Genomic DNA, 21,422 nt, shown 5'->3' with positions numbered 1-21,422 from the left:
TGCGAGCAGTGACACGGGGTGCCGCATCCGCGGCTGAGAACAGACCCGTCGAACCTGATCTAGTTAGCACTAGCGAAGGGAATGTCGCATGAGCGATCTTCTGCGTCCTGCATCCGCCTCCGACCTCGTCTCCGAGGCCGCCACGCTGCTGGGGGTGCTGCGAGAGGCGCCTCCTCTCACGCACTGCATCACCAACGCCGTCGTCACCGGGTTCACAGCCAACGTGCTCCTCGCCGTCGGCGCGGCCCCCGCGATGGTCGACATCGTCGGCGAGGCCGGGATGTTCGCCGGCATCGCCTCCGGTCTGCTCGTGAATCTCGGCACGCCGAACCCCGAGCAGCGGGCGGCGAGCCTGGAGGCGGCGGCCGGAGCCGCGGCATCCGGCACGCCCTGGGTGCTCGACCCCGTCGCCATCGGCGCGCTCCCGGTGCGCACGGCGCTGGCGCAGGAGCTCGTGGCGCTGCGCCCGACGGCCATCCGCGGCAACGCCTCGGAGATCCTGGCGCTGGCCGGACTCAGCGCAGGCGGTCGAGGGGTCGACGCCACTGACACCACGGATGCCGCCGCCGACGCCGCGGTCGCGCTCTCCTCGCGCCTCGGCAGCATCGTCGCGGTGTCGGGTCCGGTGGACCTGATCACCGACGGGGAGCGCGTGCTGCGGCTCGCGAACGGACACGAGCTGCTCACCAGGGTCACGGGAGGCGGCTGCGCTCTCGGCGCCGTCATGGCTGCGTTCCTCGGGGCCGCACGGACCACGGGAGCCGATGCGCTCACGGCGGTCGCCTCGGCCAGCCTCGTCTACACGATCGCCGCCGAGCGCGCCGCTGCGGCATCCGCAGGCCCGGGCAGCTTCGCGGTCGCACTGCTCGATGCGCTCGCCGCCGTGCATCCTGCCGATCTCGCCGGAGCGGCGCGCGTCGAGGGCGGCGCGCTGTGATCGCCGACCTCTCTCTGTACCTCGTCACCGATCCGGGGCTGTGCGGAGAACGCGGTGTCGTGGAGACCGTGCGGATGGCCGTCGACGGGGGAGTGCGCCTCGTGCAGCTGCGCGACAAGCGGGCGACGGATGCCGAGACGACCGCGCAGCTCGTCGAGCTCTCCCGGGTGATCGACGGTCGAGCGCTCCTCGTCGTGAACGACCGTCTCGACGCCGCGCTCGCCGCTCGTGCCGCGGGCGCCCGCGTCGACGGCGTGCACCTCGGACAGGGGGACTCCTCGGTGCTGCGCGCCCGTGCCGCACTCGGCCCCGACGCCCTGATCGGTCTCACCGCGAACAGCACTGAGCACCTCGCCGCACTCGGAGAGCTGCCGGAGGGCACAGTGGACTACCTCGGCGTCGGCGTCATCCGACCGACCAGCACCAAGCCCGACCATCCGCCTGCACTCGGCATCGAGGGCTTCGCGGCGGTGGCTGCGGCCTCTCCGCTGCCGTGCGTGGCGATCGGCGGCGTCGGCATCGACGACGCCGAGGCGCTGCGCGAGGCGGGCGCCGCCGGTCTCGCGGTCGTGTCGGCCCTGTGCGCCGCCGATGATCCGGCAGCGGCGGCGCGAGGATTCCTCCGCCGCTGGCGTGCAGCGGGGGTGCCGCGTGTGCTCAGCATCGCCGGCAGCGACCCGTCGGGAGGGGCGGGCATCCAGGCCGACCTGAAGTCGATCGCGGCGAACGGGGGATACGGCATGGCCGTCCTCACCGCTCTCACCGCGCAGAACACGCAGGGCGTCAGCGCCGTGCACGTGCCGCCGACGGAGTTCCTGCGCGCGCAGCTCGACGCGATCTCCGCCGACATCGTCGTGGACGCCGTGAAGATCGGCATGCTCGCCGACGCGGAGGTCATCGGCGCCGTGGCTGACTGGCTCGACAGGGTGCGCCCGCCGATCGTCGTGATCGATCCCGTCATGGTCGCCACCAGCGGGGACCGCCTGCTCGACGCGGCGGCCGAGCACGCGCTGCGCGGACTGCTGAGCCGTGCCGACGTCGTCACCCCCAATCTCACCGAGCTCGCCGTGCTCACCTCCCGTCGGATCACAGGTTGGGAGGAGGCACTCGCCGCGGCGGAGGAGCTGTCGGCCGAGATCGGCGCCCAGGTGCTCGTCAAGGGCGGGCACCTCACCGGTGCGGAGACCCCAGACGCGCTGATCGGCGCCGGGGTGCGGCGCGAGTTCTCCGGCGCCCGCATCGACACCCCGCACACGCACGGCACCGGCTGCTCACTGTCCTCCGCGCTGGCTACGCTGCTCGCGCGGGGGGAGAGCCCGGCGGATGCCGTCGCCGGAGCGCGCACCTGGCTGCGGGAGGCGCTGCGTGAGAGCCATGAGCTCCGTGTCGGACGCGGACACGGCCCGGTGCACCACTTCGCAGGCCTCTGGTCCCGCGGTGGTCTCGACACCCGACCCACCCCCGGTGAGGTCCGCGCGGACTGGTGGGAGGGCATCTCCGACATCCGTTCCGGCATCGACGAGCTCCCGCTCATCCGTGCCCTCGCCGACGGCACGCTGGATCGCGATGCCTTCGTGTTCTACCTCGCGCAGGACGCGCTGTACCTGCGGGAGTACGCCAGAGTGCTGGCGGAGGCGTCCCGCCTGGCGCCGTCGTCGGCGGAGCAGGCGTTCTGGGCGGAGTCCGCACACGGGGCGATCGTCGGAGAGCTCGAGCTGCACGCCTCCTGGCTGACCCCCGCGACGGGCGTCGGCCAGGAGACATTCGCCGCCGCGCCCGCCCCGACCACGACGGCCTACCTCGACCACCTGCGCTCGGTCGCCTTCGGGGGCGACTATGCCGAGCTCATCGCGGCGATCCTGCCCTGCTTCTGGCTCTACACCGACCTCGGTCGGCGTCTGCACGCGGGGGAGTTCGGGGAGTACGCCCGCGATCCACGGCATCCGTACGCGTCCTGGCTCGTAACCTACGCCGACCCCGGTTTCGAAGCCGCGACGGAGACGGCGATCGCGTACGTGTCGCGGGCCGCGGCGGCATCGTCGCCCTCGCGCAGAGAGAGGATGCTCCGCGCCTTCGAGATCGCGAGCGCGCACGAGCTCGCCTTCTTCGCCGCGCCGATCCCGCAGGGCATGTGACGCGCAGGATTTGCGGATGCCGCGGCGCTCGCGCTACTGTCGCGACATGCCTTCGGCCGCCACCGCTTCTCTGACGCTCACTCCGAGCGTCATCGCTGTGCGCCGACGCCGCGGCGGCCGCCGACTCTAGGCGACCCCGCGCTCCTGCCTGTGCACGCACGGCGGTCGAGTGCCGGTGTCGCCGCTCAGGCCTCCGACCCTCCCACCGTTAAGGTAGAAGCATGACGTACTCCGTCGCCGTCTCCGGCGCATCCGGCTACGCAGGCGGCGAGATTCTGCGCCTCCTGGCCGCCCATCCCGACATCGAGATCCGCACCGTCACCGCACACTCGAACGCAGGGCAGCCGCTGATCCAGCATCAGCCCCACCTGCGCTCGCTCGCCCATCTCACGCTGCAGGACACGACACCCGAGATCCTGGCAGGGCACGACATCGTGTTCCTTGCCCTGCCGCACGGGCAGTCTGGGCAGTACACCGACGCGCTCGGCTCGGTGCCGCTCGTGATCGACGCGGGCGCCGACCACCGGCTCACCTCGAAGGAGTCGTGGGACGCCTTCTACGGCGGCGACTTCCACGAGCCGTGGGCGTACGGTGTTCCCGAGCTGCCCGTCGGCGGGGGGAAGCAGCGGGCGAACCTGCGCGGCGCCACGCGCATCGCGGCACCGGGGTGCAACGCCTCGACCGTGAGCCTCAGCCTGGCGCCCGGCGTCGCCGCGGGAGTGATCGATCCCGGCGACATCGTCTCCGTGCTCGCGGTCGGCCCCTCAGGCGCGGGCAAGAGCCTCAAGACGAACCTCCTCGGCAGCGAGATCCTCGGCACCGCCAACCCCTACGCGGTGGGCGGCACGCACCGCCACATCCCGGAGATCAGGCAGGCGCTCGCCGCGGCGTCCGGGGCAGAGGCCGACGGCATCCGCATCTCCTTCACGCCCGTGCTCGTCCCGATGTCACGCGGCATCCTCGCCACCTCCACCGCTCCGATCGCCGAGGGCGTCACCGACGCGCAGATCCGCGACGCATGGGAGAACGCCTATGCGGGGGAGACCTTCGTCCAGCTTCTCCCCGAGGGGCAGTTCCCGCGCACGGCCGACGTGCTCGGGGCGAACACCGCGCTGATCGGACTCGCGATCGACCGCGCCGCGAACCGCGTCACCGTCGTCACCGCGGTCGACAACCTCGTCAAGGGCACCGCCGGTGCCGCCATCCAGTCCATGAACATCGCGCTCGGTCTCCCCGAAGAACGCGCCCTCTCCGTGAACGGAGTCGCACCGTGAGTGTCACCGCACCTGCAGGATTCGAGGCGGCCGGCGTCGCCGCAGGCCTCAAGAGCACGGGAAAGCCTGACGTCGCCGTGGTCGTCAACCGCGGCCCGCGCAAGGTCGGAGCGGCCGTCTTCACGAGCAACCGCGCCAAGGCCAACCCCATCATCTGGTCGCAGCAGGCCGTGGCCGACCGCGTCGTCGAGGCCGTCGTGCTGAACTCGGGTGGGGCGAACTGCTTCACCGGCAGCTTCGGCTTCCAGACCACGCATCAGACCGCCGAGAAGGCGGCCGAGCTCCTCGGCGTCAGCGCGGGGGATGTGCTCGTGTGCTCCACCGGGCTCATCGGCACCGGTGACGAGGTCTTCCGCTCGAGGGTCCTCGCCGGCACCGCGCAGGCGATCGCCGAACTCTCCTCCGAGGGAGGGGACGCCGCCGCCCAGGCCATCATGACCACGGACACGGTCGCCAAGACCGCGGTGGTGCGCCGCGACGGCTGGACTATCGGCGGCATGGCGAAGGGCGCGGGGATGCTCGCGCCCGGTCTCGCCACCATGCTCGTGGTGCTCACCACCGATGCCGTCCTCGAACCGCTCGAGGCCGATGAGGCGCTCCGTCGGGCGACGGGTCAGACGTTCGACCGTCTCGACTCCGACGGCTGCATGTCGACCAACGACCAGGTGACGCTGCTCGCCAACGGGGCGTCCGAGGTGGCCCCCGACCTCGACGACTTCGCCGCCGCGCTCTCCGAGGTCTGCCAGGAGCTCGCCGTCAAGCTGCAGGGCGATGCCGAGGGCGCGAGCCACGACATCACGATCGAGGTGCAGCATGCCGCATCCGAGAAGGATGCCGTCGAGGTCGGCCGCTCCGTCGCGCGCAACAACCTCTTCAAGGCGGCGATCTTCGGCAACGACCCGAACTGGGGGCGCGTGCTCGCCGCGATCGGCACGACGGCGGCGCAGTTCGACCCCTACGACGTCGACGTGTGGATGAACGGCGTCCGCGTGTGCAGCGAGGGCGGCCCCGACCGTCCCCGCGACGAGGTCGACCTGACCCCTCGGGCCACCCACCTCGTCATCGACCTCAAGGTCGGCGAGGTCACGGCATCCATCCTCACGAACGATCTCACCCACGAGTACGTCCACGAGAACAGCGCCTACGCCTCATGACCGACATCCAGGACACCCCGGCCGAGATCGCCGCGGTCAAGGCTGAGACCCTCATCGAATCCCTCCCGTGGCTGAAGAAGTTCCGCGACCAGATCGTCGTCGTCAAGTACGGCGGCAACGCCATGGTCTCCGACGAGCTGCAGGAGGCGTTTGCCCAGGACATCGCGTACCTGCGCTACGTCGGCGTGCAGCCCGTCGTCGTGCACGGCGGGGGTCCGCAGATCTCGAACATGCTCGATCGTCTCGACATCCCGAGCGAGTTCAAGGGCGGCTACCGGGTCACCACCACCGAGGCGATCAGCGTCGTGCGGATGGTCCTCACCGGCCAGGTCAACCCGCAGCTGGTGTCGAAGATCAACTCGCACGGCCCGATCGCCACCGGTCTCAGCGGCGAGGACGCGGGTCTGTTCGGCGGGCGTCGTCGCGGCGTCATCATCGAGGGGGAGGAGGTCGATCTGGGTCGCGTGGGCGATGTCGTCGAGGTCGATCCGACCCCCGTGCTCGATCACCTGGCCGCGGGGCGAGTGCCGGTCGTATCGTCGATCGCGCCCGATCTGGACCACCCCGGGCAGTCGCTCAACGTCAACGCGGATGCCGCCGCCGCCGCCCTCGCGGTGGCGCTCGGGGCGCGCAAGCTCGTCATCCTCACCGACGTGCCGGGGCTCTACGCCGACTGGCCCAACAGGGACTCCCTCGTCTCGCACCTCACATCGGACGCACTCGTCGAGATGCTGCCGAGCCTGGAGTCCGGGATGATCCCGAAGATGAGGGCCTGCCTGGACGCGGTCGAGGGCGGCGTCGACGCCGCGGCGATCATCGACGGACGGGTGCCGCACTCGGTGCTCGTCGAACTCTTCACCAGCAAGGGAATCGGAACAGAAGTGGTCATGGGAAGCGCAGGGACGACGGCATGAGCAACTGGCAGGATGACGCGGCGAGCGATCTGGTCCTCAACGCGGGGCCCCGCCTCGCCATGCTCACGCGCGGCGAGGGCTCGTATCTGTGGGACTCCGAGGGCAAGCGCCTGCTGGACTTCCTCGCGGGCATCGCGGTGACCTCCCTCGGCCACGCGCACCCCGTGTTCGTCGAGGCCGTGTCCCGCCAGGCGGCGACCCTCGCTCACGTGTCGAACTACTTCGCCACGCCGTCGCAGCTCGCCCTCGCCGCGCGCCTGAAGCGGCTCGCAGGCGCGGGCCTCGACGGCCGCGTGTTCTTCTCGAACTCCGGCGCCGAGGCCAACGAGGCGGCGTTCAAGCTCGCCCGTCTGCACGGCGGAGCGGAGAAGCCGCGCATCATCGCGCTGGAGAACGGCTTCCACGGGCGCACGATGGGCTCCCTCGCCATGACGGCGAAGGAGTCGATGCGCGCCCCGTTCGAGCCGATGCCCGGTGGTGTCGAGCACATCCCGGCGACGATCGAGGCGCTCGAGGCCGCGATCGACGACCGCGTCGCCGCGGTCATCGTCGAGCCCATCCAGGGAGAGGCCGGAGTGGTCGAGCTGCCCGATGGGTACCTCGCCGCAGCGCGCTCGCTCACCCTGAAGCACGGCGCGCTGCTCATCGTGGACGAGATCCAGACCGGCGCCGGGCGCACCGGAGCCTGGTTCGGCTTCAACCACGAGGGCATCACCCCCGATGCGATCACCCTCGCGAAGGGGATCGGCGGCGGCTTCCCGATCGGCGCCCTCGTCACCTACGGGGCCGCGAGCGCGCTCTTCACACCCGGTTCGCACGGCTCGACGTTCGGCGGCAACCCTCTGGCGACGGCCGTGGCCGACGCCGTCCTCGCCGAGATCGAGGACGCGGGTCTCGTCGAGAACGCCGCGCTGCGCGGCGCTGAGCTGCGCGATCTCATCGAGGCCATCGACTCCCCGCTGATCGAGGGCGTCCGCGGTCGCGGTCTCCTCATCGGCGTCGCGCTGACCGCTCCCGTCGCCGGCGCCGTGGTCGCCGCGGCCCAGGAGCGCGGTCTCATCGTGAACGCCGCCAACCCCGAGACCGTGCGCATCGCGCCGGCGCTCACCATCGGCGCCGCCGAGCTCGCCGAGTTCCGCGAGTTGTTCACGGCATCCCTCGCCGATGTCCAGGCATCCCTCACCGACTCCGGAAAGGCCCCCGCATGACCCGCCACCTGCTGCGTGACGACGACCTCACCCCCGCCGAGCAGGCGGAGATCCTCGATCTCGCGCTGGAGCTGAAGAAGGACCGCTGGGCGGACAAGAGCCTCGCCGGTCCGCAGACCGTCGCGGTGATCTTCGACAAGTCGTCCACCCGCACTCGCGTGTCCTTCGCGGTCGGCATCGCGGATCTCGGCGGCTCCCCGCTGATCATCTCGACGGCCAACAGCCAGCTCGGCGGCAAGGAGACGCCCTCCGACACCGCACGGGTGCTGGAGCGCCAGGTCGCGGCGATCGTCTGGCGCACCTACGCCCAGGCCGGTCTCGAGGAGATGGCGAACGGCACCCGCGTGCCCGTGGTCAACGCGCTCTCCGACGACTTTCACCCCTGCCAGCTGCTCGCCGACCTCCTCACGATCCGCGAGCACAAGGGCGATCTGAAGGGTCTCACCCTCACGTTCTTCGGCGACGGGCAGAGCAACATGGCGCACTCCTACGCGCTCGCGTGCGTCACGGCGGGCATGCACGTGCGCATCGCCTCGCCGGCCGACTACGCGCCGCGCGCCGACGTCGTCGAGGCCGCCGACCGCCGTGCCGCCGAGACCGGCGGCTCGATCACGCTCTACACGGACCCGGTGGAGGCGGCGGCCGGCGCCGACGTGGTCGTCACCGACACGTGGGTGTCGATGGGCAAGGAGGAGGAGAAGCTCGCGCGCATCCGCGATCTCGGGGGCTACAAGGTGATGCCGGAGACGATGACGATCGCCGACTCCGAGGCGATCTTCATCCACTGCCTCCCCGCCGACCGCGGCTACGAAGTCGACTCCGAGGTCATCGACGGCCCGCAGAGCGTCGTGTGGGACGAGGCCGAGAACCGCCTGCACGCGCAGAAGGCGCTGCTGGTCTGGCTGCTCCGCAAGAACGAGGAGGCCGCCTGATGGGCGCGGACAAGAACGAGGGCACGAACGAGGGTGCCCTATGGGGAGCGCGTTTCGCGAGCGGTCCCTCTCCCGAGCTCGTCGAGCTGAGCCGCTCGACGCACTTCGACTGGATCCTCGCGCCGTACGACATCGCCGGATCCCATGCGCATGCGACGGCCCTCGAGGCCGCAGGGTACCTCGAAGCCGATGAGGCGACGCGGATGCACGAGGGACTGGATGCCGTGGCCCGCAAGGTCGCGGACGGCTCGCTGCGGCCGCAGCCGACGGACGAGGACGTGCACGGCGCCCTGGAACAGGCCCTGATCGCCGAGCTCGGGCCCGAGCTGGGCGGACGCCTGCGCGCGGGTCGCAGCCGGAACGACCAGATCGCGACGCTCGTGCGCATGTACCTGATCGACCACGCCCGGGTGATCGCCCGTGACATCCTCCGCGTGATCGACGCGCTCGTCGCCCAGGCCGAGGCGCACCCCGATGCGATCCTCCCCGGTCGCACCCATCTGCAGCACGCGCAGCCCGTGCTCCTCGCCCACCACCTGCAGGCGCACGGCTGGCCTCTGGTGCGAGAGCTCGAGCGGCTCGTCGACTGGCGTCGCCGCGCCGGCGTCTCGCCGTACGGCGGCGGAGCGCTCGCGGGTTCGACCCTGGGCCTCGACCCGGCGCTCGTCGCGACGGAACTCGGACTCGACCGTCCCGCCGAGAACTCCCTCGACGGCACATCCGCGCGTGACGTGGTGGCGGAGTTCGCCTTCATCACGGCCATGACGGGCGTCGACCTGTCGCGCCTCGCCGAGGAGATCATCCTCTGGAACACGCGCGAGTTCGGGTTCGTCACGCTGCACGACGGCTACTCGACCGGGTCGAGCATCATGCCGCAGAAGAAGAACCCCGACATCGCCGAGCTGGCCAGAGGCAAGTCGGGCCGGTTGATCGGCAACCTCTCGGGTCTCATGGCGACCCTCAAGGGGCTGCCCCTGGCGTACAACCGCGACCTGCAGGAGGACAAGGAGCCGGTCTTCGACTCCGTGCAGACGCTGGAGGTCGTGCTGCCCGCGTTCGCCGGCATGGTCGCGACGCTGCAGTTCGACACGCAGCGGATGGCCGCGCTCGCCCCGCAGGGCTTCTCCCTCGCGACGGACGTCGCGGAGTGGCTGGTCAAGCGCCGCGTGCCCTTCCGTGACGCGCACGAGATCTCCGGTGCGCTCGTCCGCGCCTGCGAGGACCGGGGGATCGGCCTCGAAGACGCCTCCGACGAGCTGCTGCTCTCGGTGTCCGCGCACCTGGCGCCCGAGGTGCGCGAGGTGCTGACGATCGAGGGATCCGTCGCCTCGCGCACGGGCGCCGGTGGCACCGCCCCCGTGCGCGTCGCGGAGCAGCGCGCCGAGCTCGTCGCACGGGCACAGGCAGCGGCGCACGCTCTCGGGCTGTAGTCCTGCCGCGGCGGATCCGGCTCAGTGCAGGGTCGCGTCCGCCGCGGATCGCACCCAGCGCGTGAATCGCACGGTGAGCCCGGAGCGCATGGGGGCGGCGAGGAACGGACCGGCGGATGCCGCGGCGTCTCCGTCGAACGGCGCGACCCGCACCAGGCGCCAGTCGCCGTCGTCGGCGCGAGCCCGCACGATCACGGCATCCGGCCAGCGGCTCACGCGCACGGTGATCTCGCTTCCGTGCCAGTCGTCGACGTGGCCCACCGACCAGTCGGAGCCGACGTCGGTGACGACGGCGCCGAGTCCGAGGTGGTCGTCGGCGTACTCGATCCCCGCCTTGATCCAGTGCTCGTCGTCGATCTTCGCGAAGACACCGGCCTGGTCGAACTGACCGTCCCACGGAGCCTGGAACGACACGTCCATGGCCTCGCCGACGGCGAGGGGCGCGAGAAGCGCGTGCTCGCTGTCGTGCACGAAGCCGTAGGCGGTGCGTCGCCAGGCGTCGCTGCCCTCGACGGCCGTGACGTCGAGGTGGGTTTCGTCGGATGCGGCCGTCGACTGGGCGAAGGGGGCATGGGTCCACGAGCCGTCGGACCAGGGGATGATGTGCGATTCAGGCATATCCTCAAGATATAACTAAATAACGCATAAGTACAGAGTTATTCGTGATACGGTTATCCGATGGTCATCGCCGTACTCGCCGACATCGTCGGCTCCCGCAGGCTCGATGATCGCACGGCCGCGCAGCACGTGCTCGACCGGACGATCGCGCAGGTCGAGGCCGACCTCCCGCTGGCCGCGCAACCGCTGACTCCCACGGTGGGAGACGAGCAGCAGGGCGTCTACAGCGACCTCGGAGACGCGCTGATCTCGCTCCTGATGATCCAGCTCCGGCTGCCGGACGGCATCGCGTTCCGGTTCGGGATCGGCGTGGGGGAGGTGCGTCCCGTCGCATCCGTGCACGGCGAGCTCGCAGACGGACCGGGGTGGTACGCCGCGCGCGCGGCGATCGAGACCGTGCACGCGAGGGAAGGCCGCGCCGTGCCGCGCACGCGCACGTGGATTGTCGGAGCCCCCGGGCAGGATGAGGTCATGGAGACCACGATCGCGGCGTCCAACGCCTACCTCCTCGTCAGGGACGAGCTGGTGGGCGCCATGAACGAGCGCGAACGGCGTCTGACCTACGGACGCATCATCGGACGGTCGCAGCAGGAGCTCGCCGCCGAGGAGGGCATCTCCCAGCCGAGCATCTCGAAGGCGCTGCGCACCGCGGGAGCCGCCGCGATCGTCGAGGGACTGGCCGCGCTCAGAGGGGAGCTCGCATGATCGCCGCCGGATTCGTCCTGCTGGCCGTCGGCGCCGCCGACCTCGTGCGGCAGTTCGCGCCTCGCCGGTGGATCGGCTATCTCTCCGTGGTGGTGATCCTGCTCCTGCTCGGCAGCGTGAGCGACGCCCTGCTGCCGATGATCGCAGCGCTCGTCGTGGGCGCTCTGTGGGTGTGGTGCATGCCAGACGATCGACCGGCGCCCCTGGGATTCTGGCCTGCGGTCCTCCTCGGCGTCCTCAGCGTCGGCGCGGTGGTGTGGTGGGGAGCCCGCACCGACGCCGGTCTCATCGGCGGAGTCTGGAGTCTGCGTTCGCCGTTCGGCGACGTGTCCTTCGACCTGGCGGTGCTCACGCTGGGCGCCGGAGTCTTCCTGCTCGAATCCGCGAACCTCGTGGTGCGCGCCGCACTCGACGGCGAGCACACCTGGCGTCCGGCCGATCCGGTGGCGGTCGTCACCGCGCCGTCGGACTCGGCGACCCCCGTCGCGGAGGCCGAGGCGTCGGGCGCAGAGTCGTCGGAGGCAGAGTCGTCGGGCGCTGAGTCGTCGGACGATGCGGCGGCGAAGAGCGCAGCCGCTCCTGCTGATCCGCGCGGCGGGTTCAAAGGCGGGCGGCTGATCGGACCGCTGGAGCGCACGCTCGTGATGATCCTCACCCTCGCATCGGCGTACCCGATCCTGGCGGCGATGCTCGCGGCTAAGGGCATCGTGCGCTTCCCGGAGATCTCGCGCGACGGCGAGACCGGAGCCAGGGCGGAGTACTTCCTCGTCGGAAGCCTCGTCAGCTGGGTGATCGGGCTGGGAGCGGCGTTCCTCGTCTGGTGGGCCGCGCACAGCTGAGCGGTTCACCGCTGATAGCCTTGATCGCGTGTCTGATCCCGCTCTGACGACTGCGGCGCCCGCGATCGATCCCACGTTCGACAACGTGTGGGACGAACTCGTGTGGCGTGGCCTCGTCCACGTGTCCACCGACCAGGAGGCGCTGCGCGCCCTGCTCGCGGGAGACCCCATCACGTACTACTGCGGGTTCGATCCGACCGCTCCGAGCCTGCACCTGGGCAACCTCGTGCAGCTGCTCACGCTGCGTCGCATCCAGCTCGCCGGCCACAAGCCCCTCGGCCTCGTCGGCGGCTCGACCGGCCTCATCGGAGATCCGCGACCGACCGCCGAGCGCACGCTGAACACGCGCGAGACCGTGGTCGAGTGGGTCGGGCGCCTGCGCACCCAGGTCGAGCGCTACCTCAGCTTCGAGGGCGACAACGCCGCACGCATCGTCAACAACCTCGACTGGACGGCGCCGATGTCGGCGATCGACTTCCTGCGCGAGATCGGCAAGCACTACCGCGTCGGCACCATGCTGAAGAAGGACGCGGTCGCCGCGCGCCTGAACTCCGACGCCGGCATCAGCTACACCGAGTTCAGCTACCAGATCCTGCAGGGAATGGACTTCCTGGAGCTCTTCCGCCAGTACGACTGCGTGCTGCAGACCGGCGGCAGCGACCAGTGGGGCAACCTCACCAGCGGAACCGACCTCATCCACCGCGTCGAGGGCGCTTCGGTGCACGCGATCGGCACCCCGCTGATCACGAACAGCGACGGCACGAAGTTCGGCAAGAGCGAGGGCAACGCGATCTGGCTGGACGCCGAGATGTGCAGCCCCTACCGGATGTACCAGTTCTGGCTCAGCACCGCGGACGCCGACGTCATCGACCGGCTGAAGGTCTTCACCTTCCTCAGCCGCGCCGAGATCGAGGAGTACGCGGCGCTCGTGGAGTCCGAGCCGTTCCGCCGTGCGGCGCAGAAGCGTCTCGCGCTCGAGGTCGTCGCCACGGTTCACGGCATCGATTCTGCCGCCGCCGTGATCGCGGCATCCGAGGCGCTGTTCGGACAGGGTGACCTGACCGCTCTCGACGCCTCGACGCTGCGGACCGCGCTGGAGGAGCTGCCGAACGCCACCGTGCCTTCGGGGACTCCGGTGGTCGAGGCTCTCGTGACGACTGGTCTGGTGTCCAGTCTCAGCGAGGCCCGGCGTGCGATCACGCAGGGCGGGGTGTCGGTCGACGGCATCCGCGTCGACGACGAGTCCGCAACCGTGAGCGGTGCGCTTCCCGGCGGAGTCTCCGTGCTCCGTCGAGGCAAGAAGACTCTCGCCGGCGTCTTCGTCGGCTGACGCTCGTCCGTCGCGAGCAGAGCGGATGCCGTTCACCCCGAGTCATGCGCTGGTCGCACTGCCGTTCGTGCGCACGCCGCTCGTGCCGTCGGCGATCGCGATAGGTGCGATGGCGCCCGATCTGCCCCTGTTCCTCCGTGGAACGGGGCTGGACTACGGGTTCACTCACACCTACGCGAACGTGATCTGGACGGCGCTCGTCGCATTCGCGCTGTTCCTGATCTGGCGAGTCGTGCTGCGCCCGGCCGTTCCGGAGCTCTCACCGGTCTGGTTGGCGCGTCGGCTTCCCGCGAGCTGGGACGACCGGGGCCTCCCCGCGCTGCGGAAGGCGATCGGCTACGGTGAGTCGCGCTTCTTCCCCTTGCTCCTCGCGGCCTCGCTGATCCTCGGCGTCCTGTCGCACATCCTCTGGGACTCCTTCACGCACGAGGGGCGGTGGGGCGTCGAGATGCTGCCGGCGCTCGATCGGATGTGGGGACCTCTGACCGGGTTCAAATGGCTGCAGTACGGCTCGGGGGCGGGCGCGCTTGTCATCATCGGCGTCTGGGCGATCCTTCGAGTGACCAGGGCCGTGCCCCGAGAGAGCATCGTGCGGGCGCTCCCCTCGGCCGTGCGGATCTCCTGGTGGCTGTCGCTCCCGATCATCCTCGCCACGGCGTGGACCATCGGGTTCGCGGCCTACGGCCCGTTCACCGATGACTTCACCCTGCAGCACCTCGCCTATCGGGTGCTCCCACCGGCCTGCGCGGTGTGGGGTGCGCTGACCGTGATCCTCTGCCTGCTGCTGCCGGTGTTCCGCGGTCGTCACCAGCGGGGCTGATCCATGCCCCACTCGTGCGGGGCACGGAAGTCGAGCCCGGGAAGAGCGGGTCGTGCGGTGGCGAGTCGTCGCCCTCCGATGTCGAAGTGCGCCGTATGGGGTGCGGGGTCGACGTCGCGCTCCGGCGCGGGTTCCGCGTTCCGCGGCATCCCGAGAAGCTCGGCGGCGATGCGGCGCAAGGAGGTTCGCACCTGCCAGGTGCCGCCGTCTCGTCGTCGCCGCTCGAGCAGCGCGACGACGGATGCGGCGAGCAGATAGCCCGCGCTGTGGTCGAGTGCCTGCGCGGGAAGCGCCCCCGGACGGTCGCCGTCCGCCGACTCGACGAGCGCGATGCCTGACTCCGCCTGCACCAGGCTGTCGAAACCGGCGCGCTCAGGGCGGTCGACACCCCAGGCGCTGAGCTGCGCGACGACGAGACCTGGATAGCGCTCGGCGAGGAGCTCTGCGGAGAGGCCGAGTCGATCCAGCGCCGCGGGGCGGTATCCGAGCACGACGACGTCGGCCTGGGCGAGGAGCGCGTGCATCTCGGACGAGCGGGCGTCGAGCAGGGCCGACCTTTTGCCGTGGCCGGTGTCGAAGTGCTGCCATTCGGGTTCCGGCAGGTGCGGCGGATCGATACGGAGGACGTCGGCGCCGAGGAGCGCGAGGGTGCGAGTGCAGACGGGGCCGGCGATCACGCGGGTGAGGTCGAGGACGCGAATGCCCGAGAGCGGGAGCGCGCGGACGGGTGAGAGGGGGAGATCCGGAGCAAGGGGTGCTCGACCGGGGCCCTCGACACCGCGGATATCCAACAGGGGAGTGCTGCGCAGTGCGGCATCCTCGATCGGCCGCTCGGTGGAGACGACCACGGCGAGACCTCCCTCGGAGGAGATCGCGGTGGCAGCCTCCGTCGAGGTCCGCTCGGCGAATGCGGAGGAGATCGCGTCGAGGTCGGTGATCCCGAGACCCCGCAGCAGCGCCTCTGCGTGGTGGCGGTAGTTCCCGTGGGTGCGCACCCACCCGTCGCGGGAGCGCCAGAACCCGGAGTACGGCGACCACACCGATGGCGCCGTGTCGTCGACGGTCAGCAGGCGGTCGCTCCGGTAAGAGAGGGCGATCCGGTCAGGGTCGAGCTCTGCGCTGATCCCCGCCACAGATGCCACCGAGACCACGCTCGCCCAGGCGAGATCCGCCGTCGCCAGGCGGGAGGGCAGCGGGACGGGGTGTGCCGGCGCGGGAAGAATCAGGACCGACGAGTGATCCATGCCGAGCTCGGTGAGAACCCGATCGCGCAGGGCCTGGTCCGGACGGGGGAGGAGGGGCGCAGACATGAGCCGATCGTACTCCGCGGCGCGATGGACGCCGGATTCGCGATCTGGCCAGGGGGAAATAGCGGGACCGGCGACGACGACACGCCCGGGGGGTACGGCCCGATTTGCCGGAGGCCCGGGATCCACGTAAGTTATTACTTGTTCGCCCCACAGGGAAGCGGAGAGGCCGAGAGCCTTACCCCCCTCAAGCGGAGAACCACCCCCACACGATCAGCTCCTCGGAGAAGATCGCAGACATACTTCTGTCTGATGTGGGGATCCGGATTCCGGATCGCGTCGATTTGACAGCGAAACGGAATCGGGTAAGCTAGTCGAGTTGCCTCGGCGCGGTAAGCGCCTGGCAATAACATCAGCTCCCGAGCTTCCGGCGTGTCGATTTGACAGCCTGAATTGCTCCGGTAAGATTGAGAAGTTGCCCTTCGGGCCTGGTTGTGATGACTGGGTCGGGGGAGCGTCCGATCCTTGAGAACTCAACAGCGTGCACTTGTCAAATGCCAAATAACCTCGATCTAGCTTCGGCTAGGTGAGATTCCTTTGGATCAAAGACCAGCCCTTCTTTTGGGGGGTTGGCATTCGGATGAAGTCAGCAATGAATTTGTCTCTTTGGTCAGCATCAAACTCGCTGCGTCACCGTTTTCCCGGTGGGGTATGCATTTCTTTTTTACGGAGAGTTTGATCCTGGCTCAGGATGAACGCTGGCGGCGTGCTTAACACATGCAAGTCGAACGGTGAAGCAGAGCTTGCTCTGTGGATCAGTGGCGAACGGGTGAGTAACACGTGAGCAACCTGCCCCTGACTCTGGGATAAGCGCTGGAAACGGCGTCTAATACTGGATACGAGCAACGGCCGCATGGCCAGTTGTTGGAAAGATTTTTTGGTTGGGGATGGGCTCGCGGCCTATCAGCTTGTTGGTGAGGTAATGGCTCACCAAGGCGTCGACGGGTAGCCGGCCTGAGAGGGTGACCGGCCACACTGGGACTGAGACACGGCCCAGACTCCTACGGGAGGCAGCAGTGGGGAATATTGCACAATGGGCGGAAGCCTGATGCAGCAACGCCGCGTGAGGGATGACGGCCTTCGGGTTGTAAACCTCTTTTAGCAGGGAAGAAGCGAAAGTGACGGTACCTGCAGAAAAAGCGCCGGCTAACTACGTGCCAGCAGCCGCGGTAATACGTAGGGCGCAAGCGTTATCCGGAATTATTGGGCGTAAAGAGCTCGTAGGCGGTTTGTCGCGTCTGCTGTGAAATCCCGAGGCTCAACCTCGGGCCTGCAGTGGGTACGGGCAGACTAGAGTGCGGTAGGGGAGATTGGAATTCCTGGTGTAGCGGTGGAATGCGCAGATATCAGGAGGAACACCGATGGCGAAGGCAGATCTCTGGGCCGTAACTGACGCTGAGGAGCGAAAGGGTGGGGAGCAAACAGGCTTAGATACCCTGGTAGTCCACCCCGTAAACGTTGGGAACTAGTTGTGGGGTCCATTCCACGGATTCCGTGACGCAGCTAACGCATTAAGTTCCCCGCCTGGGGAGTACGGCCGCAAGGCTAAAACTCAAAGGAATTGACGGGGACCCGCACAAGCGGCGGAGCATGCGGATTAATTCGATGCAACGCGAAGAACCTTACCAAGGCTTGACATATACGAGAACGGGCCAGAAATGGTCAACTCTTTGGACACTCGTAAACAGGTGGTGCATGGTTGTCGTCAGCTCGTGTCGTGAGATGTTGGGTTAAGTCCCGCAACGAGCGCAACCCTCGTTCTATGTTGCCAGCACGTAATGGTGGGAACTCATGGGATACTGCCGGGGTCAACTCGGAGGAAGGTGGGGATGACGTCAAATCATCATGCCCCTTATGTCTTGGGCTTCACGCATGCTACAATGGCCGGTACAAAGGGCTGCAATACCGCGAGGTGGAGCGAATCCCAAAAAGCCGGTCCCAGTTCGGATTGAGGTCTGCAACTCGACCTCATGAAGTCGGAGTCGCTAGTAATCGCAGATCAGCAACGCTGCGGTGAATACGTTCCCGGGTCTTGTACACACCGCCCGTCAAGTCATGAAAGTCGGTAACACCTGAAGCCGGTGGCCTAACCCTTGTGGAGGGAGCCGTCGAAGGTGGGATCGGTAATTAGGACTAAGTCGTAACAAGGTAGCCGTACCGGAAGGTGCGGCTGGATCACCTCCTTTCTAAGGAGCATCTGACACCTCTTGTAGGTGTCCAGAACCCAGATCGAAGGCGTACGTTCTTCGCTGGGAGCTCATGGGTGGAACATTTGACATGGCATCGAGATCTTGTCTCGGAATGAGTACGCCGCTTGCGGTGGGAAAGTTCTGGGGGGAGGGGTCGGTGTCTGCACGCTGTTGGGTCCTGAGGGACCGGACGTCGTGGCCTTTCGGGGTTGCGTGTCTGTACCTCTGGGCCTCTTGTTGTTTCCCCTGGTGGGAAGTGGTGAGGGGTACCGCCCGTACTTTGAGAACTACACAGTGGACGCGAGCATCTTGCAACAGCCTTCGGGTTGTTGCGATAGATGATCTTAAAGATCATTAGTCAATTTCTGATCCCGCCTTCGGGTGGGGTCGAGTTTTGATTCAAACTCATGTGATTTCAAGTCTTTAAGAGCAAACGGTGGATGCCTTGGCATCTGGAGCCGAAGAAGGACGTAGCAATCTGCGATAAGCCTCGGGGAACTGATAAGCAAGTTTTGATCCGAGGGTGTCCGAATGGGGAAACCCCGCTGGGCGGCGTGCCGACCTAGTGACTCCCGCCTGAATATATAGGGCGGGTAGAGGGAACGTGGGGAAGTGAAACATCTCAGTACCCACAGGAAGAGAAAGCAACCGCGATTCCGTTAGTAGTGGCGAGCGAAACCGGAACAGGCTAAACCTAGCGTGTGTGATAGCCGGCAGGCGTTGCACGTTGGGGGTTGTGGGACTTTTCAGTCATCTCTGCCGAGGTGGCGGCGTTACACGATGGTATAGACGAACGGTCTTGAAAGGCCGGTCATAGAGGGTGCCAACCCCGTAGTCGAAATGCCAACCGTGGCGCGAAGAGTATCCCAAGTAGCACGGGGCCCGTGAAATCCCGTGTGAATCTGTCAGGACCACCTGATAAGCCTAAATACTCCCAGATGACCGATAGCGGACAAGTACCGTGAGGGAAAGGTGAAAAGTACCCCGGGAGGGGAGTGAAATAGTACCTGAAACCGTTTGCTTACAAACCGTTGGAGCACCCCTGGTAGGTGTGACAGCGTGCCTTTTGAAGAATGAGCCTGCGAGTTAGCGATATGTGGCGAGGTTAACCCGTGTGGGGTAGCCGTAGCGAAAGCGAGTCTGAATAGGGCGATTCAGTCGCATGTCCTAGACCCGAAGCGAAGTGATCTATCCATGGCCAGGTTGAAGCGACGGTAAGACGTCGTGGAGGACCGAACCCACTTAGGTTGAAAACTGAGGGGATGAGCTGTGGATAGGGGTGAAAGGCCAATCAAACTTCGTGATAGCTGGTTCTCTCCGAAATGCATTTAGGTGCAGCGTTGCGTGTTTCTTGCCGGAGGTAGAGCTACTGGATGGCCGATGGGCCCTACAAGGTTACTGACGTCAGCCAAACTCCGAATGCCGGTAAGTGAGAGCGCAGCAGTGAGACTGTGGGGGATAAGCTTCATAGTCGAGAGGGAAACAACCCAGACCACCAACTAAGGTCCCAAAGCGCGTGCTAAGTGGGAAAGGATGTGGAGTTGCTGTGACAACCAGGAGGTTGGCTTAGAAGCAGCCACCCTTGAAAGAGTGCGTAATAGCTCACTGGTCAAGTGATTCCGCGCCGACAATGTAACGGGGCTCAAGCACGCCACCGAAGTTGTGGCATTGACATTATTGGTAGGCCTTCGTGGTCCAGCCGTGTTGATGGGTAGGAGAGCGTCGTGTGGCCAGCGAAGCGGCGGTGTAAACCAGCCGTGGAGGCTACACGAGTGAGAATGCAGGCATGAGTAGCGAAAGACGTGTGAGAAACACGTCCTCCGAAAGACCAAGGGTTCCAGGGTCAAGCTAATCTTCCCTGGGTAAGTCGGGACCTAAGGCGAGGCCGACAGGCGTAGTCGATGGACAACGGGTTGATATTCCCGTACCGGCGAAGAACCGCCCAAACTAATCCAGTAGTGCTAAGTATCTGAATCCTCACATTGGATCCTTCGGGATCCGCCGTGGGGCCTAGCGTACGACCCCATGCTGGTGCGGTTAGCGTATTAACAGGTGTGACGCAGGAAGGTAGTCCAAGCCAGGCGATGGTTGTCCTGGTGCAAGTGCGTAGGCCGAGAGATAGGCAAATCCGTCTCTCACATAGGCTGAGACACGATGCGGATAAAAAGTGGATGATCCTATGCTGCCAAGAAAAGCATCGACGCGAGGTTCTAGCTGCCCGTACCCCAAACCGACTCAGGTGGTCAGGTAGAGAATACCAAGGAGATCGAGAGAATCGTGGTTAAGGAACTCGGCAAAATGCCCCCGTAACTTCGGGAGAAGGGGGGCCATCCACTTATACGGATTTACTCCGAAAAGGGTGTGGTGGCCGCAGAGACTAGTGGGTAGCGACTGTTTACTAAAAACACAGGTCCGTGCCAAGTCGCAAGACGATGTATACGGACTGACGCCTGCCCGGTGCTGGAAGGTTAAGAGGACCGGTTAGCCGCAAGGCGAAGCTGAGAATTTAAGCCCCAGTAAACGGCGGTGGTAACTATAACCATCCTAAGGTAGCGAAATTCCTTGTCGGGTAAGTTCCGACCTGCACGAATGGCGTAACGACTTCCCAACTGTCTCAACCGCGAACTCGGCGAAATTGCATTACGAGTAAAGATGCTCGTTACGCGCAGCAGGACGGAAAGACCCCGTGACCTTTACTACAGCTTGGTATTGGTGTTCGGTGTGGCTTGTGTAGGATAGGTGGGAGACTGTGAAGCAGGGACGCTAGTTCTTGTGGAGTCATTGTTGAAATACCACTCTGGTCACTCTGGATATCTAACTTCGAACCGTAATCCGGTTCAGGGACAGTGCCTGGTGGGTAGTTTAACTGGGGCGGTTGCCTCCCAAAAAGTAACGGAGGCGCCCAAAGGTTCCCTCAACCTGGTTGGCAATCAGGTGTCGAGTGTAAGTGCACAAGGGAGCTTGACTGTGAGACTGACAGGTCGAGCAGGGACGAAAGTCGGGACTAGTGATCCGGCAGTGGCTTGTGGAAGCGCTGTCGCTCAACGGATAAAAGGTACCTCGGGGATAACAGGCTGATCTTGCCCAAGAGTCCATATCGACGGCATGGTTTGGCACCTCGATGTCGGCTCGTCGCATCCTGGGGCTGGAGTAGGTCCCAAGGGTTGGGCTGTTCGCCCATTAAAGCGGTACGCGAGCTGGGTTTAGAACGTCGTGAGACAGTTCGGTCCCTATCCGCTGCGCGCGTAGGAAGTTTGAGAGGATCTGACCCTAGTACGAGAGGACCGGGTTGGACGAACCTCTGGTGTGTCAGTTGTTCCGCCAGGAGCACCGCTGATTAGCTACGTTCGGGATGGATAACCGCTGAAAGCATCTAAGCGGGAAGCCGGCCTCAAGATGAGACTTCCATACCTTCGGGTGAGAGGCTCCCAGCCAGACTACTGGGTTGATAGGCCAGATGTGGAAGTGCAGTAATGCATGCAGCTGACTGGTACTAATAAGCCGATGACTTGATAACACACCGTTTGTAGGTGCTACGCGTCCACTGAGTGGTTCTCGATGTACGGTCGAGAACCACACAACACACACGAACTTTTTCGTGCACATGTTGTGTACTGATTGAAACATCAA

14 protein-coding genes, 2 rRNA genes and 1 riboswitch are annotated in these 21,422 nt (G+C 66.4%); of the genes, 14 read left to right on the top strand and 2 right to left on the bottom strand.

What is annotated here, in order from left to right:
- The first annotated feature begins 4 nt into the window (after nt 1–4).
- Nucleotides 5–99, top strand: a riboswitch (TPP riboswitch).
- The 8 genes from thiM to argH all read left to right on the top strand — a co-directional run bounded on the left by thiM (nt 89) and on the right by argH (nt 9,984).
- On the top strand, nt 89–937 hold the full coding sequence (gene thiM / locus CQ047_RS00855; protein ID WP_105672383.1) for a hydroxyethylthiazole kinase: 849 nt from the start codon (nt 89–91) through the stop codon (nt 935–937). It overlaps the preceding riboswitch by 11 nt.
- On the top strand, nt 934–3,072 hold the full coding sequence (locus CQ047_RS00850) for a bifunctional hydroxymethylpyrimidine kinase/phosphomethylpyrimidine kinase (protein ID WP_105672382.1): 2,139 nt from the start codon (nt 934–936) through the stop codon (nt 3,070–3,072). The genes thiM and CQ047_RS00850 overlap by 4 nt, the downstream gene beginning before the upstream one ends.
- Nucleotides 3,073–3,293: 221 nt before the next feature.
- A complete protein-coding gene (argC, locus tag CQ047_RS00845) occupies nt 3,294–4,346 on the top strand; it encodes an N-acetyl-gamma-glutamyl-phosphate reductase (protein ID WP_105672381.1) in 1,053 nt (350 codons plus the stop codon).
- On the top strand, nt 4,343–5,500 hold the full coding sequence (gene argJ / locus CQ047_RS00840) for a bifunctional glutamate N-acetyltransferase/amino-acid acetyltransferase ArgJ (RefSeq protein WP_105672380.1): 1,158 nt from the start codon (nt 4,343–4,345) through the stop codon (nt 5,498–5,500). Before argC ends, argJ begins: the two co-directional genes overlap by 4 nt.
- Nucleotides 5,497–6,414 carry an acetylglutamate kinase gene (gene argB, locus CQ047_RS00835; protein ID WP_105672379.1) on the top strand — a complete coding sequence of 306 codons (918 nt, stop codon included), beginning with the start codon at nt 5,497–5,499 and terminating at the stop codon, nt 6,412–6,414. Before argJ ends, argB begins: the two co-directional genes overlap by 4 nt.
- Nucleotides 6,411–7,622: an acetylornithine transaminase gene (locus tag CQ047_RS00830; RefSeq protein WP_105672378.1), complete on the top strand. Its 1,212-nt coding sequence runs from the start codon at nt 6,411–6,413 to the stop codon at nt 7,620–7,622. Before argB ends, CQ047_RS00830 begins: the two co-directional genes overlap by 4 nt.
- A complete protein-coding gene (gene argF, locus CQ047_RS00825; RefSeq protein WP_105672377.1) occupies nt 7,619–8,554 on the top strand; it encodes an ornithine carbamoyltransferase in 936 nt (311 codons plus the stop codon). The genes CQ047_RS00830 and argF overlap by 4 nt, the downstream gene beginning before the upstream one ends.
- Nucleotides 8,554–9,984, top strand: a complete 1,431-nt coding sequence (gene argH / locus CQ047_RS00820; RefSeq protein ID WP_105672376.1) for an argininosuccinate lyase — start codon at nt 8,554–8,556, stop codon at nt 9,982–9,984. The genes argF and argH overlap by 1 nt, the downstream gene beginning before the upstream one ends.
- Before the next feature lie 21 nt (nt 9,985–10,005).
- On the opposite strand, the gene CQ047_RS00815 is transcribed toward argH, so the two are convergent.
- Nucleotides 10,006–10,602: a DUF1349 domain-containing protein gene (locus CQ047_RS00815; RefSeq protein ID WP_105672375.1), complete on the bottom strand. Its 597-nt coding sequence runs from the start codon at nt 10,600–10,602 to the stop codon at nt 10,006–10,008.
- A gap of 60 nt (nt 10,603–10,662) precedes the next feature.
- On the opposite strand from CQ047_RS00815, the gene CQ047_RS00810 reads away from it, so the two are divergent.
- The 4 genes from CQ047_RS00810 to CQ047_RS00795 are packed head-to-tail and all read left to right on the top strand — an operon-like array spanning nt 10,663 to nt 14,296.
- Nucleotides 10,663–11,307 carry a SatD family protein gene (locus tag CQ047_RS00810; protein WP_105672374.1) on the top strand — a complete coding sequence of 215 codons (645 nt, stop codon included), beginning with the start codon at nt 10,663–10,665 and terminating at the stop codon, nt 11,305–11,307.
- Nucleotides 11,304–12,146 carry a hypothetical protein gene (locus tag CQ047_RS00805; protein WP_105672373.1) on the top strand — a complete coding sequence of 281 codons (843 nt, stop codon included), beginning with the start codon at nt 11,304–11,306 and terminating at the stop codon, nt 12,144–12,146. Before CQ047_RS00810 ends, CQ047_RS00805 begins: the two co-directional genes overlap by 4 nt.
- 28 nt (nt 12,147–12,174) lie before the next feature.
- Nucleotides 12,175–13,476 carry a tyrosine--tRNA ligase gene (gene tyrS / locus CQ047_RS00800; protein ID WP_105672372.1) on the top strand — a complete coding sequence of 434 codons (1,302 nt, stop codon included), beginning with the start codon at nt 12,175–12,177 and terminating at the stop codon, nt 13,474–13,476.
- Nucleotides 13,477–13,501: 25 nt separating this feature from the next.
- The gene (locus CQ047_RS00795; RefSeq protein ID WP_105672371.1) at nt 13,502–14,296 is read left to right on the top strand and encodes a DUF4184 family protein; all 795 of its coding nucleotides are present in this window, start codon (nt 13,502–13,504) and stop codon (nt 14,294–14,296) included.
- On the opposite strand, the gene CQ047_RS00790 is transcribed toward CQ047_RS00795, so the two are convergent.
- The gene (locus tag CQ047_RS00790) at nt 14,281–15,606 is read right to left on the bottom strand and encodes a CoA transferase (protein ID WP_258132420.1); all 1,326 of its coding nucleotides are present in this window, start codon (nt 15,604–15,606) and stop codon (nt 14,281–14,283) included. The genes CQ047_RS00795 and CQ047_RS00790 overlap by 16 nt on opposite strands.
- Before the next feature lie 660 nt (nt 15,607–16,266).
- On the opposite strand from CQ047_RS00790, the gene CQ047_RS00785 reads away from it, so the two are divergent.
- A 16S ribosomal RNA gene (locus CQ047_RS00785) occupies nt 16,267–17,789 on the top strand.
- Between the two features lie 416 nt (nt 17,790–18,205).
- A 23S ribosomal RNA gene (locus tag CQ047_RS00780) occupies nt 18,206–21,309 on the top strand.
- The 16S and 23S rRNA genes sit together here, the layout of an rRNA operon.
- The last annotated feature ends 113 nt before the right edge of the window (nt 21,310–21,422 follow it).

It is taken from the genome of Microbacterium sp. MYb72, assembly GCF_002979415.1.
In the GTDB taxonomy this organism is placed as follows: Bacteria; Actinomycetota; Actinomycetes; order Actinomycetales; family Microbacteriaceae; genus Microbacterium; species Microbacterium natoriense.
The sequence above is the reverse complement of the archived record's forward strand: the minus strand, read 5'-3'. Positions and strand labels throughout refer to the sequence as shown.